This window comes from Nocardioides sp. (assembly GCF_044226305.1).
Lineage (GTDB): Bacteria > Actinomycetota > Actinomycetes > Propionibacteriales > Nocardioidaceae > Nocardioides.
In genome coordinates, this window is record NZ_JBGAHF010000005.1 from 98917 (window position 1) to 112639 (window position 13723).

At 71.1% G+C, this 13723-nt stretch carries 18 protein-coding genes; 12 read left to right on the forward strand and 6 right to left on the reverse strand.

Annotated features, from left to right (window positions below; genetic code table 11):
* Positions 1-65 precede the first annotated feature (65 nt).
* Positions 66-425: a DsrE family protein gene (locus tag ACILQ5_RS07130; RefSeq protein WP_395657283.1), complete on the reverse strand. Its 360-nt coding sequence runs from the start codon at positions 423-425 to the stop codon at positions 66-68.
* A gap of 23 nt (positions 426-448) precedes the next feature.
* Here ACILQ5_RS07130 and ACILQ5_RS07135 point away from each other — a divergent pair, with 23 nt between their 5' ends.
* The 3 genes from ACILQ5_RS07135 (at position 449) to ACILQ5_RS07145 (ending at position 2432) form a co-directional block, all read left to right on the forward strand.
* Positions 449-943 carry an FABP family protein gene (locus tag ACILQ5_RS07135; RefSeq protein ID WP_395657284.1) on the forward strand — a complete coding sequence of 165 codons (495 nt, stop codon included), beginning with the start codon at positions 449-451 and terminating at the stop codon, positions 941-943.
* Between the two features lie 114 nt (positions 944-1057).
* On the forward strand, positions 1058-1489 hold the full coding sequence (locus ACILQ5_RS07140) for a Fur family transcriptional regulator (RefSeq protein ID WP_395657285.1): 432 nt from the start codon (positions 1058-1060) through the stop codon (positions 1487-1489).
* Positions 1482-2432 carry a YgfZ/GcvT domain-containing protein gene (locus tag ACILQ5_RS07145; protein ID WP_395657286.1) on the forward strand — a complete coding sequence of 317 codons (951 nt, stop codon included), beginning with the start codon at positions 1482-1484 and terminating at the stop codon, positions 2430-2432. The genes ACILQ5_RS07140 and ACILQ5_RS07145 overlap by 8 nt, the downstream gene beginning before the upstream one ends.
* Before the next feature lie 167 nt (positions 2433-2599).
* Here the strand turns inward: ACILQ5_RS07145 and ACILQ5_RS07150 are convergent, their stop codons facing one another.
* The 3 genes from ACILQ5_RS07150 to ACILQ5_RS07160 form a co-directional block, all read right to left on the reverse strand.
* Positions 2600-2767 (reverse strand): hypothetical protein, encoded by a 168-nt coding sequence (locus ACILQ5_RS07150; protein WP_395657287.1) that lies wholly within the window; start codon positions 2765-2767, stop codon positions 2600-2602.
* Positions 2768-2938: 171 nt separating this feature from the next.
* Positions 2939-3745 carry a mycothiol synthase gene (gene mshD / locus ACILQ5_RS07155; RefSeq protein WP_395657288.1) on the reverse strand — a complete coding sequence of 269 codons (807 nt, stop codon included), beginning with the start codon at positions 3743-3745 and terminating at the stop codon, positions 2939-2941.
* A 9-nt stretch (positions 3746-3754) separates the two neighbouring features.
* Positions 3755-4486, reverse strand: a complete 732-nt coding sequence (locus ACILQ5_RS07160; RefSeq protein ID WP_395657289.1) for a response regulator transcription factor — start codon at positions 4484-4486, stop codon at positions 3755-3757.
* Positions 4487-4571: 85 nt separating this feature from the next.
* Here ACILQ5_RS07160 and ACILQ5_RS07165 point away from each other — a divergent pair, with 85 nt between their 5' ends.
* The gene (locus ACILQ5_RS07165; protein WP_395657290.1) at positions 4572-4874 is read left to right on the forward strand and encodes a MoaD/ThiS family protein; all 303 of its coding nucleotides are present in this window, start codon (positions 4572-4574) and stop codon (positions 4872-4874) included.
* A gap of 217 nt (positions 4875-5091) precedes the next feature.
* On the opposite strand, the gene ACILQ5_RS07170 is transcribed toward ACILQ5_RS07165, so the two are convergent.
* Positions 5092-5505, reverse strand: a complete 414-nt coding sequence (locus ACILQ5_RS07170) for a VanZ family protein (RefSeq protein ID WP_395657291.1) — start codon at positions 5503-5505, stop codon at positions 5092-5094.
* A gap of 130 nt (positions 5506-5635) precedes the next feature.
* Between ACILQ5_RS07170 and ACILQ5_RS07175 the strand changes: the two genes are divergently transcribed.
* The 5 genes from ACILQ5_RS07175 (at position 5636) to ACILQ5_RS07195 (ending at position 9700) form a co-directional block, all read left to right on the forward strand.
* Positions 5636-7117 (forward strand): ATP-binding protein, encoded by a 1482-nt coding sequence (locus tag ACILQ5_RS07175; RefSeq protein WP_395657292.1) that lies wholly within the window; start codon positions 5636-5638, stop codon positions 7115-7117.
* Between the two features lie 57 nt (positions 7118-7174).
* Positions 7175-7672 carry a thioredoxin family protein gene (locus ACILQ5_RS07180; RefSeq protein WP_395657293.1) on the forward strand — a complete coding sequence of 166 codons (498 nt, stop codon included), beginning with the start codon at positions 7175-7177 and terminating at the stop codon, positions 7670-7672.
* A gap of 276 nt (positions 7673-7948) precedes the next feature.
* Complete coding sequence (locus ACILQ5_RS07185; protein ID WP_395657294.1) at positions 7949-8464, forward strand: DUF4395 domain-containing protein; 516 nt, start codon at positions 7949-7951, stop codon at positions 8462-8464.
* A 91-nt stretch (positions 8465-8555) separates the two neighbouring features.
* A complete protein-coding gene (locus tag ACILQ5_RS07190) occupies positions 8556-9404 on the forward strand; it encodes a sulfurtransferase (RefSeq protein ID WP_395657295.1) in 849 nt (282 codons plus the stop codon).
* On the forward strand, positions 9404-9700 hold the full coding sequence (locus tag ACILQ5_RS07195) for a DUF1416 domain-containing protein (protein WP_395657296.1): 297 nt from the start codon (positions 9404-9406) through the stop codon (positions 9698-9700). Before ACILQ5_RS07190 ends, ACILQ5_RS07195 begins: the two co-directional genes overlap by 1 nt.
* A 17-nt stretch (positions 9701-9717) precedes the next feature.
* Here ACILQ5_RS07195 and dtd read toward each other — a convergent pair whose 3' ends face one another.
* The gene (dtd, locus tag ACILQ5_RS07200; RefSeq protein WP_395657297.1) at positions 9718-10143 is read right to left on the reverse strand and encodes a D-aminoacyl-tRNA deacylase; all 426 of its coding nucleotides are present in this window, start codon (positions 10141-10143) and stop codon (positions 9718-9720) included.
* Between the two features lie 350 nt (positions 10144-10493).
* Between dtd and ACILQ5_RS07205 the strand changes: the two genes are divergently transcribed.
* The 3 genes from ACILQ5_RS07205 (at position 10494) to ACILQ5_RS07215 (ending at position 13648) form a co-directional block, all read left to right on the forward strand.
* Positions 10494-11351, forward strand: coding sequence for a 3-keto-5-aminohexanoate cleavage protein (locus ACILQ5_RS07205; RefSeq protein ID WP_395657298.1), 858 nt, complete (start codon positions 10494-10496; stop codon positions 11349-11351).
* Positions 11352-11432: 81 nt separating this feature from the next.
* Positions 11433-11837, forward strand: a complete 405-nt coding sequence (locus ACILQ5_RS07210; protein ID WP_395657299.1) for a hypothetical protein — start codon at positions 11433-11435, stop codon at positions 11835-11837.
* A gap of 74 nt (positions 11838-11911) precedes the next feature.
* Positions 11912-13648, forward strand: coding sequence for a DUF4012 domain-containing protein (locus ACILQ5_RS07215; RefSeq protein WP_395657300.1), 1737 nt, complete (start codon positions 11912-11914; stop codon positions 13646-13648).
* Positions 13649-13723 lie beyond the last annotated feature (75 nt).

Consider the following 13723-nt stretch of genomic DNA (forward strand, 5'->3'; position numbering starts at 1 on the left):
CTAGTCAAGGACGTCCTGACGCGAGCCGAAACAGCGAGAACTCGCCCGCAGGGGTGGGTGGCGTCTCAGTAGACGAGCGCCTGCACCTCGGGCGCCAGCGCCTCCTCGACGAACGCGGCCGCGCCGGCGATGCGTACGCCGGGCAGCACGGTCTCCTCGGTGATCCCTCGCCGGGCAGCGCACTGGGTGCACACGGTCACCCGCCCCGCCGCCAGCACGGACCCGACCAGCCCCACCGGGTCGGCCGCGTGCTCGAGCGTGAACGCCTCGTGCCCCGCGACGCCCAGCCAGGCGCCCTCGCCGGTCAGCCACAGGCTGACCTCCGCGCCCGCGGCGAGCGCCGTGGCCGCCACGGTCAGGCCCTGGTTGCTGCGCTCGGGGTCGTCGGCACCGCAGGTCACCTTGACGACGAGTGGGCGGGGCATGTCGCCCAGCCTAGAGTGACCTCATGCCCTTCGAGCTGCCCCAGAACCTCCATCCCGACTGCGGTCCCGTGGCCTGGCTGCTCGGCCGGTGGGGTGGGCACGGCAAGGGCGACTACCCGACGATCGAGGCCTACGACTACGGCCAGGAGCTGGTGTTCCAGCAGGACGGCCGCCCGTTCTTCCACTACTTCGCCAGGTCGTGGATCGTCGACGAGGACGGCGAGAAGGTCCGGGACGCGGCCCAGGAGACCGGGTTCCTCCGCTGCCGCCCCGAGGGCAAGGTCGAGCTCGTGCTCGCGCACTCCTCCGGCGTCTCCGAGATCTGGTACGGCCAGGCCGCCGACGGCAAGCTCGAGCTGCACACCGCCGGCGTCAGCTTCACCGAGTCGGCCAAGGAGGTCACCGCCGGCCACCGGCTCTACGGCAACGTCGAGGGTCGGCTGCTCTACGCCTACGACATGGCCGCGATGGGCCAGGAGCTGCAGCCGCACCTGTGGGCGACGCTCGAGCGCCAGTAGGAGGCCGGTCATGCGTGGGGCCATGCGGGGCAGCGGTGAGAGAGCCACCTTCTCCGCTGCCGGTTCGGTGGACAGGTCACCGCTGCTCGGCGCACCGTCCCGGAGGCAGGCCCGATGACCGAGGACCTCGCTGCGCGGCTGCACAGCCTGGGCTACCGGCTCACGCCGCAGCGCCAGTTCGTGCTCCAGGCGGTCGAGAAGCTCGGCCACGCCACCCCCGACGAGATCCTCGCCGAGGTCCAGACCCAGTCCAGCGCCGTCAACATCTCCACGATCTACCGCACGCTGGAGGTGCTCGAGGAGCTCGGGCTGGTGCGACACACGCACCTGTCCGACCGCGCGCCGACGTACCACTCGGTGACCGACCACGAGCACTTCCACCTGGTCTGCCGGAATTGCCACCGCGTCGTCTCGGTTGACCCAGAGGTGGTCGCGCCGCTGGCGCACCGGCTGCGCGAGGAGCACGGCTTCGTGCTCGACATCGGCCACCTGGCCGTCTTCGGCCACTGCGTGGAGTGCGACCCGACCGAGGAGACAGATGCGTAGCCCCCTGCTGGACCTGCCCGGCGCCGTCGCGGGCGACGGCGTGGACCGCGACGTCGCGGCCCACTACGGCTCGTTCAACGGCGAGCAGCGCACCCTCGAGAAGGGGGAGGGCTTCGTCGACCTCTCCCACCGCGACGTCGTCCGCGTCTCCGGTCCGGACCGGCTGACCTGGTTGCACTCGCTGACCACCCAGCACCTCGAGGCGCTCCCGCCGAGGGTGTGGACCGGCGTGCTGGTCCTCAGCCCGCAGGGCCACGTCGAGCACGCGTTCTTCGGGTACGACGACGGCGAGGCGTTCACCGCCCACACCGAGCCCGGGGCGGGTGCCCCGCTCGTCGCGTTCCTCGACCGGATGCGCTTCATGATGCGCGTCGAGGTCACCGACGTGACGAACGAGCTGGCCACCACCTGGCGGCCGTCCGCGAGCGGCGACGGTCCGTACGCCGGCTACGAGCTGGTCCCGCGCGAGCAGCTGACGGCGTACGCCGAGGCCGCCGGCCCGGCCTGCGGCCTGTGGGCCTTCGAGGCGCTCCGGATCGCGCGCGGCGAGCCGCGGCTCGGACTGGACACCGACCACCGCACCATCCCCAACGAGGCCGGCTGGATCGGCCCGGCGGTGCACCTCGACAAGGGCTGCTACCGCGGCCAGGAGACGGTCGCCCGGGTGCACACCCTCGGCCGTCCGCCGCGCCGGCTGACCCTGCTGCACCTCGACGGCTCCGAGAACCGGCTCCCGGCCGTCGGCGCCGACCTGCTGCTCGGCGACAAGGTCGTCGGCTTCGTCGGCACCTCGGCGCGCCACCACGAGCTCGGCCCGATTGCGCTGGCGATGGTCAAGCGCAACGTCCCGCTGGACGCCCAGCTCACCGTCGACGGGATGCCCGTGGCCCAGGAGATGGTGGTCGACCCGGAGGTCGGGCTGCACGTGCGCCCGCTCCGGTGACCGGGCGGGTGACCGGGCGGGTGACCGTGCGGTTGAACGGCCCTCGTAGGCTGGTCTGTACCACCTAGGTGGCGTGACTCTGCAGCCCCTCGGGGCCGGGCACGTCATCGTGCTGGGCCGCGGGACTCGGGATCCTCATGCGGCGCGGCGGGTGTCCCCGCCCCGAGTCACCGCTGCGCACTCGGACGGGGCGGCCGTCGGTCGGTCCCCCCGGCCGGCCGGCGGCCGGTCATGCTCCCTGAGGACGGCTGGTTCGCCCTCAGCACGATGACGGCTTCGACGTCGACGTCGAGGCCGAGCCTCTCGGCGATCTCGGGGTCGTGGGCGACGGCCATGTCAACCTTCTCCAACGGTTGTCTCCCGAGAGGTGTGGACGAGAGGCAGCCTGTCGCGCGGACTGTCGCTCGGGGGTCACCGAGAAGTGCGGCGAGCATAGGAAGGACGCCCGGGCGCCGACGGCAGAACCGCCGAACCTCGCAGCTTCTTGGAGGAGTGGATTGGACCGGCTACGGGCGCCGGTACATCACGTGCGTGTCGGCGGCCGCGTGCCGGAAGCCGAGACCGGAGTAGACCGCCACCGCGGGGGCGTTGTCGGACTCGACGTAGAGCAGCACCTCGTTGACGCCGAGACCGGCGAGGTGGTGCAGCCCGGCGAGGGTCAGCAGCTTGCCCAGACCTCGGCCCTGCGCGGCCGGGTCGATCCCGACGACGTACACCTCCCCGAGCGTCTCGGAGTGCTGCTTGGTCCAGTGGAACCCGAGCAGCCGGTCGCCGTCGGTGGCGACCAGCAGGCCCGCCGGGTCGAACCACGGCTCGGCCATCCGCTCGGCCAGGTTGGCCGCGTCCATGGCGCCCTGCTCGGGGTGGGAGGCGAAGGCGGCCGCGTTCACGCGCAGCACCTCGTCGGCGTCGCCCGGCTGGTAGCCGCGGACGGTGAGCCCGGCCGGGGCCTGGTACGCCGGCAGCGGCTCGGCCGTGGGGCGCCGCATCACCCACAGCTCCCGAGCCCGGTCGAAGCCGAACCGTCGGGCCAGCGCTGCGGCCGCGGGCTGGTCCCCGTGCGACCAGGCGCGCAGCGGACCGGTGGCCGGCAGCGCCTCCTCGAGCAGCGACCGGCCGAGGCCCTGGCCGCGGGCCTCGGGACGCACGACCAGGCTGAGGTCCTCGCCGATGAGCAGCGCGAACCCGTCGGTGCGCACCCAGGTGGTCACCGTCTCGGGGTGGTGGCGCAGCGCGAGCCAGGTGGCCTCGTCGAGCGGGGCGGCACCGTCCGCGGCTTCCGCCGCGGCGGCGATCTCGGAGATGGCCTGCACGCGGCCAGCCTAGGTGGCCGCGCGCTCCTCGCGGCGTACGTCGGCGGCGGCCTGCTGCTCCTTGGCCGGGAGCACGAAGCGGTAGCCGACGTTGCGGACGGTCCCGATCAGGGTCTCGTTCTCGGGGCCGAGCTTGGCGCGCAGGCGCCGGACGTGGACGTCGACGGTGCGGGTGCCGCCGAAGTAGTCGTAGCCCCACACCTCCTGGAGCAGCTGCTGGCGGGAGAAGACCCGGCCCGGGTGCTGGGCCAGGAACTTGAGGAGCTCGAACTCCTTGAAGGTGAGGTCGAGCGTGCGGCCGCTGACCTTCGCCGTGTACGTCGCGTCGTCGACGAGAACCTCGCCGGAGCGGATCACGTGGGACTCGGGGTCGTCGGCCTCGCGCCGGGCGAGCAGCCGGCCGATCGCCAGCTTGATCCGGGCCTCGAGCTCGGCCGGCCCGCAGGTGTGCAGCACCACGTCGTCCATGCCCCAGTCGTGGAGGACGACGGCCAGGCCGCCCTCGGTGCAGATCAGCAGCACCGGGATGTCGGTGCCGGTGGTGCGGATCAGGCGGCACAGGTCGCGGGCGTGCGCGAGGTCCTGGCGGCCGTCGACGAGCAGCAGGTCCGCGTCCGGCGCCTCGAGCAGCGCGCTGCCCTCGGCCGGGAGGATGCGCACGTGGTGGCCGAGCAGGGCAAGACCGGGCAGCACCTCGGCGGACGGCTGCAGCGCGCTGGTGAGGAGCAGGAGCGTGCTCAAGGCGTGGTCTCCTCCCAGGACGGGACGGGGACCGAAACGCAGCGCTGGGCTTCGGCCGGATCGTGTTCGGGAAGAATACCGAACCATGGGCGCTACCTCGGAACGATCCAACGGCGATGAGACCGACGTCATCCGCGTCCACTACTGGGCCGCAGCACGCTCGGCCGCCGGTGTCGCCGGCGACGACCTGGTGGTGGACGGCCCGATCACGCTGGCCGACGTCGTGCGCCGCGCCCTCGACCTGCACCCGGGCACCCGCCTCGGCGACGTGCTCCAGATCTGCTCGACCCTGGTCGGCGACCGGCCGATGAACGCCGACGACCCGGCGTCCGTGTGGGTGCAGCCGGGCTCCTCGGTCGAGTTCCTGCCGCCGTTCGCCGGCGGCTGATCCGTTCGGTGGTCGAGGTGCGAAGGCGCCTGCGCCTGAGCCGCCCGGTGGTTGAGGTGTGAAGGCGCCCCAGCGCCTGACCCGCTCGGTGGTTGAGGTGCGAAGGCGCCCAGCGCCTGACCCGCTCGGTGGTTGAGGTGCGAAGGCGCCCAGCGCCTGACCCGCTCGGTGGTTGAGGTGCGAAGGCGCCCTGCGCCTGAGCCTCGAAACCACCACCTCAGCCGCTGAGCCAGCCGCACCGACGCAGGGCGAGGACCACCAGCGCCCCGAGCAGCCCGCCGAGCGTGTTCGCGACGATGTCGACCATGGTCGCGCTGCGGGCCGGCAGCAGCAGCCCCTGCGCCAGCTCGACGCCGCTGGCGATCACGAACGCCCAGGCCGTCCAGTCCCGCCAGCCGGTCGTCGGCCACACCAGCGACCCGAGCGCGGAGACCGGCATCAGGATGAGCGCGTTCGCGACGAGCTCGGCGCGTCCGGCGGTCACCAGCGAGTCGGGGGCTCCTAAGGCCCGCAACACGTCCGCGAACCAGCTGACCGAGGTCGACTGGGCTCCGGAGCTGGGGGAGAGGAGCACCACGGCGAGGAAGACGGCGTAGATCGCCAGCGCCACCTGGCACAGCCGACGGTCCACCCTCAACGCCCCCACGGCGGGCCACTGTGTCAGACCGGCCGTGGGGGCGTCGAAACGCTGTTTCGTCGTGTCTGCGACAGATTCCCGCCGACCTGACACGCTGGAGCCACGGGGAGGGAGGAAGGTGCTCGTGGACCAGTTCCCGGAGGGCGGCGAGCTCTGGCGGATGACGCTGGAGAACTCTCCGGTCGGGATGACGCTCGTGGCTCCGGACGGTCGCCTGCTCGCGGTCAACCGGGCGTTGTGCGAGATGCTCGGCTACAGCACGGAGGAGCTGCGGGCCAAGACCTTCCAGGAGATCACCCACCCCGACGACCTCGCCGCGGACATAGAGCTCCTCCAGGAGACCCTCGCCGGCAAGCGGTCGTCGTACCGGATCGTCAAGCGCTACTTCCACGCCGGCGGCAAGATCGTCTGGGGCGACCTGTCGGTCTCGCTGCTCCGCGACCCCGACGGCCGGCCGATCCACTTCATCTCCCAGATCATCGACGTGACGGCGCAGCGGGAGTACGAGCTCCGGATCGCCGCCGCCAACCGGCTCATCGGGCACCAGCGGCGGATGCTGGAGGCGGTCTACGACACCGTCGACGTGGGCCTGGTCCTCATCGACCGGGAGGGCCACTACGAGGGCATGAACCGACGCCACCACGACTTCATGGCGCTCGCCTTCCCCGACGGGCACGGCGGCGTCGCCGGCCAGCTCGGCGAGGTGTTCCAGCCCGACGGCACGACGCTGCTGGCGCGCGAGGAGATGCCGACCTACCGCGCCACCCGGGGCGAGGAGTTCGACGACCAGCGGATCTGGGTCGGCGCCGACCCGATCACCCGCCGCGCGCTGTCGGTCTCCGCGCGCACCGTCCACGACCCGAGTGGGGAGTTCGCCGGGGCGGCGCTGGCCTACAAGGACGTCACCGACTTCATGCGGGCGCTGGAGGTCAAGGACGAGTTCGTCGCGTCGGTCTCCCACGAGCTGCGCACCCCGCTGACCTCGATCCTCGGCCACCTCGAGATGCTGCGCGACCGCACCGACCTCCCGTCCGACGCCTCCGAGCAGGTCCTCATCGTCGAGCGCAACGCGCTCCGGCTCGGCCACCTGGTCTCCGACCTGCTGCACGTCGCCCAGGTGCGGTACGGCGGCGTGCAGATCGCGCGCACCCGGGTCGACCTCGCGAACCTGGTCCGCGACGCGCTCGAGGCGGTCCGGCCGATCGCGGGGGCGAGCGACATCGACCTGCTGCTCGAGGCGCCCGACAGCCTGCCCGCGATGGTCGACGAGCAGCGGATGCGCCAGGTCGTCGACAACCTGGTGTCCAACGCGTTGAAGTACTCCGACCCCGGCAGCACCGTCCGGGTCCGCCTCGCCGCGAGCGACCGGCGGGTCGTGTTCGAGGTCGCCGACGAGGGCATCGGCATCGAGGAGGCCGAGCTGGACCGGCTGTTCACCCGCTTCTTCCGCGGCCGCCAGGCGCAGCAGCGGATGACGCCGGGCACCGGTCTCGGGCTCAACATCGTCAAGGCGATCGTCGAGGCCCACGACGGCGAGGTGCAGGTGCGGAGCGAGGTCGGCGTGGGCAGCACCTTCTGCGTGTCGTTCCCGCTCGTGGCGCCGTGACCGGAACGCACCTCTGATGACCCGGAATGACTCCGCGACCCCGGCCGTTGACCCGACGTGAGCACCGGAGCCTGGGTCGCCCTCGTGGCCGTCGCCGTCGCGCTCGCGTTCGGCGGCTACCGGCTGCTGACCGACGGCCGCTTCCGCGGCACCCACGCGGTGCGCGGCAGCGAGAGCGAGTCGGTTGCGGTGGTTGAGGTGCGAGGAGCGCCAGCGACGAGCCTCGAAACCACCCCGGCGCCGACCCCCTGGGCCCACGTCACCACCGCGGTCCCCGGCGCCCACCTGGGCGAGCGCGCCACGCTGCTCCAGTTCTCCTCGGCGTTCTGCGCCCCTTGCCGGGCCACCCGCCGCACGCTGGCGGAGGTCGCCGACCTGGTGCCGGGGGTCACCCACCTCGAGGTCGACGCCGAGCACCACCTCGAGCTGGTCCGCGCCCTCGGCATCGTGCGGACCCCGACCACGCTCGTCCTCGACAGCGCCGGCCGCGAGGTCACCCGCGCGGCCGGGGCGCCGCGCCGCGACCAGGTGCTGGCCGCTCTGGGCTGGGCGTGAGTGTCCAGATGATGGACTTCCGTCTCGCCCACCGAGACGGTGACTGCCTGTCGCGGATCGGCGTCCCTACTGTGGTCGTCATGTCCTCGACCATGTTGACGAAGCGCCGCGCAGTGGACCACTGCCGCGTGCGCTCGTCCCTGTGTCGAATGCGCTGAGGGTCGCGCGCAACCCTTATCTCTACTGAGATAGTCGACTAATCTGAGCTGGTGGCCGCCGCTCGGTTCGCGCCGTGACCTGCACCCACCGGTACCCGCATCCGTCCGCAGGAGAGACATGTCCACCACCAGCACCCACCGGCCCGCCGCCGGCACCGGCACCGCCGCCGGCATCGACCCGCGTGGCCCGCAGTTCGCCGCGACCCTCACCTCGGTGGTCCTGGTCGTGACCCTGCTGCTGGCGCCGAGCCCGGCCGCCGTCATCGTGCTCGCCGCCCAGGCCGTCGTCTTCGCGATCGGCTCGCTGCGCGGCATCCAGCACACGCCGTACGCCTGGCTGTTCCGCACGGCCGTCCGGCCGCGGCTCTCGGCGCCGACCGAGCTCGAGGACCCGGCGCCGCCGCGGTTCGCGCAGACCGTCGGCCTGGTCTTCGCCCTCGTCGGCCTGGCCGGGTTCCTCACCGGCCTCGACGTCGTCGGCTACGTGGCCGTGGCGTTCGCGCTCGTCGCCGCCCTGCTGAACGCGGTCTTCCGCTTCTGCCTCGGCTGCGAGATGTACCTCCTCCTCAAGCGCGCCACCACCGGTGGTCGAGCAGCGCGCGCCTCCGGTGGTCGAGCAGCGAAGGCGCGCTAGCGCGTGAGCGTCGTCGAGACCCCCGAACCCAAGAGCCAACGCAACCCCCAGACCCCGCGCCGCTTCCCCGGTGCACAAGAAAGGTAGAGACATGACCCGCGAGAACTCCCTCGTCACCGCCCAGTGGGTGGAGGACCACCTCGACGACCCGAAGGTGGTGCTGATCGAGGTCGACGAGGACACCAGCGCCTACGAGAAGGGGCACATCCGGGGTGCCATCAAGCTCGACTGGACGACCGACCTCCAGGACCAGGTCCGCCGCGACTTCGTGAACAAGCAGCAGTTCGAGGCCCTGCTCTCGGACAAGGGTGTCGCCAACGACGACACCGTCGTCCTCTACGGCGGCAACAACAACTGGTTCGCGGCCTACGCCTACTGGTACTTCAAGCTCTACGGCCACCAGGACCTCAAGCTGCTCGACGGCGGCCGCAAGAAGTGGGAGCTCGACTCCCGCGAGCTGACCGACGAGCCGGTCAAGCGCGACGGCACCTCCTACACCGCCACCGAGCAGGACTCCTCGATCCGGGCCTTCCGTGACGAGGTCGTCGCCGCGATCGGCGCGCAGAACCTGGTCGACGTCCGCAGCCCCGACGAGTACGCCGGCCGGCTGCTCGCCCCGGCGCACCTCCCGCAGGAGCAGGCGCAGCGTGCGGGCCACATCCCGACCGCCGCGAACGTCCCGTGGAGCAAGGCGGCCAACGATGACGGCACCTTCAAGTCCGACGACGAGCTGCGCGAGATCTACTCCGAGGCCGGCGTGGACTGGGACAAGGACACCATCGCCTACTGCCGCATCGGCGAGCGCTCCTCGCACACCTGGTTCGTGCTCAAGGAGCTGCTCGGCCAGCAGAACGTGAAGAACTACGACGGTTCGTGGACCGAGTACGGCTCCCTCGTCGGCGTCCCCGTCGCGCTCGGCGACGACCGCGGTGACGCCTGATGTGCGGCGCGACCGAGGGTGGGCTGTCGCTCGACGGCATCGACACCAAGAAGGAAGCGATCGTCCAGGGCCAGGTCGTCCGTGCCGGTGAGCCGGTGAGCAACGCCTACGTGCGCCTGCTCGACCGCACCGGCGAGTTCACCGCCGAGGTCCCGACCTCCGCGACCGGGCACTTCCGCTTCTTCGCCGGCGACGGCGAGTGGACGCTGCGCACCCTGGCGCCGAAGGCCGACCCGGTGGACAAGAAGGTGCACGCCTCGGTGGGCACCGTCGCCGAGGTCCTCGTCTCGATCTGACGCCGGCGACGGGCCGGTCACCGCTCCAGCAGCAGGGTGATCGGCCCGTCGTTCGTCGACTCCACGCGCATGTCGGCGCCGAAGACGCCGCGCTCGACGTGGGCGCCGAGCCGCTCGAGCTCGGCGCACACGGCCTCGTAGAGGGGCTCGCTCACCGGGCCGGGGGCCGCCGCCTCCCAGGTCGGCCTCCGGCCCTTGCGCGCGTCGCCGTAGAGCGTGAACTGGCTGACCACGAGCACCGGCGCCCCGACGTCGGAGGCCGACCGCTCCTCGCGCAGCAGCCGCAGGTCCCAGATCTTCCGCGCCACCCACGCGACCTCGTCCGCGCCGTCCCCGTGCGTGACCCCGAGGTAGACCAGTAGCCCCGGTCCCTCGATCGCCCCGACGACCACGCCGTCGACCTCCACGCTCGCCCGCAGCACCCGCTGGATCACCGCTCTCACGCCGCACAGTCTCTCGCCCGGTGGTCGAGCTCTCGCTCGGTGGTCGAGCAGCGAAGGCGCGCTAGCGCGTGAGCGTCGTCGAGACCCCGTAAGCGAAGGCTGGGCCCGTGGGTACGACGTGCCGGTGGTCGAGCAGCGAAGGCCGCGTTGGGTGTCGCCGCCGGTCGAGCAGCGAAGGCGCGCTAGCGCGTGAGCGTCGTCGAGACCCCGTAAGGGAAGGCTGGGCCGGGGGGTACGACGTGCCGGTGGTCGAGCAGCGAAGGCGCGCTAGCGCGTGAGCGTCGTCGAGACCCCGTAAGCCGAGGCAGGGCCCGAGGCACCCCAACCGCTCCCTCTGGCACGATGCACCCGTGCCGACGACGTCACCCGACCAGATCCTCATCACCGTCGCCCCGACCGGCGCGGAGACCGCGAAGGCCGACTGCCCGCAGCTCCCGACGACGCTCGAGGAGCTCGTCGAGACGGCCTGCGAGTGCGAGGCCGCCGGCGCCGGCATGATCCATGTGCACATCCGCGACGCCGACCACCGGCCGACGCTCGACCAGACCCGCCTGCACGACACCGTGCAGGCGCTGCGCGAGTCGACCGACCTGGTCGTGCAGCTCTCGACCGGCGGCTCGGTCCACGACCCCCTCGACGCCCGCCTGAAGGTGCTCGACGCTCAGCCCGACTCCTGCAGCCTCACCATGGGCACGACCAACTTCGGCAACGACGTCTTCTCCAACCCGTGGCCGTTCATCTGTGAGCTCTACCAGCTCAGCCAAGAGCGCCAGGTCGTGCCGGAGTTCGAGCTCTTCGACCTCGGCCATGTCCACGCCTTGGACCGCCTGCTGAACAAGTTCGGCCTGCCGTACGGCGGCAAGGTGCACTGCGACTTCGTGATGGGCGTCCCCGGCGGGATGCCCGGCACGGCGGCGGCCCTGGTCGCCGGCGTCGCCATGCTGCCGGCCGAGACCAGCAGCTGGTCGGCAACCGGGATCGGCCGCAGCACGCTGCCCGTCATGCTCGCGGCGCTGTCCATGGGCGGCCACCTGCGGGTCGGGATGGAGGACGTCCTGACCCTCGCCAAGGGCGTCCCCGTGGAGCGCAACGCCCAGCTCGTGGAGCGTGCCGTGTCCTTCGCCAAGCTCGCCGGTCGCGCTGCTGGTGGACCCGATCTCGCGCGCGAATTGCTCCAGACCAGTCCACCTGCCCATATGGGCGAGTGACTCCGCCCGTCATCTCGACTATGGTGGTGCGGACTTGCATTACACGCTGTGGCGCACTGCGCTGAATGGGGAAGCGGAAACATGAAGCGATTGATCATCGGGCTCATCGCGTCCGTCATGATGTGCGCGGGCCTGGTCGGGGTGTCGACGGGTTCAGCGAGCGCCAGCTGCCCTTACACCGGCTGCGTCGAGACCAACACGAAGGTCACGGTGCCGAACGCGCCAGTCAAGAAGGGCAAGAAGGCCAAGGTGTGCGTCCGGGTGACGACTCCCGGTAGCGGGCAGCCCAAGGGACGCGTGACCGCGACAGTTGACGGCCCGGGCCTGCACTGGTCGCGGACCAAGCAGTACAAGGGCGGCCAGGTCTGCTTCACGACCCGGAAGATCAACAAGAAGGGCACCTACAGCGCCCGCGGGATCTTCTCTCCGTACTCGAGCACGCCGTTCGGCGGGTCGCGCGGCGAGACCTCGTTCCAGGTCGTCTGACCCGCATTGCCTGTAGGAGTGGCCCCGCCGCGGTCGCGGCGGGGCCACTTCTGCGTCTGTGACAGGATCGCGCCGTGACCCTCCGCCGCACCCTCTGGACCGTCATCGTCGTCGTCGTCGTTGCGGCGCTGGCGTACACCGCCTGGCTCGTCTGGCAGGTGCAGCGCGACCTGCGCGGGGCCGAGTCGAGTGCCAGCCAGCTGAAGGCGGCGTGGCGCGACGGAGACAAGGCTGTGCAGGACCAGGCCGCGGCCGATCTGGCCGACGACGCTGCGTCGGCCGACGCCCACACCTCCGGCGTCTGGTGGCGTGCCATGGGGCACTTGCCGTTCGTCGGTGACGACGTCGACGGCGTCGCTGCCATGAGTCGTTCGCTCGACGTCATCTCGAGCGACGCCGTGGCGCCGCTCAGCACCGCCGTCCAGAGCCTCGACGGGCTGGTCGCTGACGGCGCGATCGACCTTGACAAGGTCGCCACGATGGAACAACCCGTCAGCGAGGCACACACGGCCCTCGCGACGGCGGACGACGACCTGGCCGGTCTCGACAGAGACGGATACGTCGGCCCCCTCCGCACGCGCTTCGACAAGTACGCGGACCTGGTGCACGGCCTCCGCTCGGGCCTGGCCTCCGCCGACAAGGCGGTCTCCGTCCTGCCATCGATGGCCGGCGCCGACGGTCCGAAGGACTACCTGCTTCTCTTCCAGAACAATGCCGAGATCCGCGACACGGGCGGGATGCCGGGGTCGTGGGCGCTCATCCACGCTGACGACGGCAGGATCGAGATGACGCGACAGGGTGCGGCCACAGACTTCCCAGCAACGGCCGCTCCAGTCATCCCATTGTCGGACGAGGAAGAGGCGGTCTACGGCAAGGAACTGGGGATCTACTTCCAGGACCCGGGGTGGACCGGGGACTTCCCGCGCGCAGCAGAGCTGTGGCAGGCGCACTGGGACCAGAAGTTCCCCGACAGCCCGATCGATGGGGTCCTTGCTATCGATCCCGTCGGGATGTCCTATCTCCTCGACGGGACCGGCGCCGTAACCGTCGACGACGTGACCCTGAGCCGTAGCAATGCCGTGTCGGAGCTGCTGAGCAAGCCCTACATCGAGGAGGGTCCTGAGGCCCAGAACGCCTTCTTCGCGAAGGCGTCGAAGGCGATCTTCGACGCCGCGACGGGCTCCCTTGCCTCGCCGACCGCGTTTGCCGAAGGCCTGAACCGTGCGGCCGGCGAAGGCCGATTGCTCATCTCATCGTTCGACGCCGGGGTGAGCAGTGAGCTCGCGGGTACCAGCGTCGAGGGGGCGATGGCCGGCGACGACGGATCGACTCCCCACGTCGACATCGGCCTCAGCGATCTCACGGGGTCGAAGATGTCCTACTACCTGCGATACAGCGCCGATGTCGATGCGGTGAAGTGCGACAACGATGTGCAGCAGCTGACCGGGACGCTCACTCTCGGTCAGGCAATCTCGCCAAGCGAGGCGGCGAAGCTGCCGGTGTCTGTGACGGGCGGCGGTCGCTATGGAACCGAGCCTGGCTCCCAGTACGTCATGGTCCGGGTGCACGGTCCCTACGGCGGCTCGATCGACCAGGTCCGCCTGAACGGCAAAACGCTCCCAGGCGTCAAGGCGCAGCAGCTCAACGGCCGGCCTGTGGTGAGCATCGACGTGTTGATCTCGTCCCGTGATGACCAAGTTCTGACCTGGGAAGGTTCAACAGGCCAAGGGCAGACCGGTGACGGACACCTCAGGATGACACCGAGCGTCCTGCCAGGGGCTGATCAACGGGCCTTCTCGTCATCGTGCTGAGGCAGTCCACTCCCTTGCCACGTGCACGGCCAGAGGCAGTAAGCCCTTAGACTGCAGGGGCTTCGGTCCGGGGAC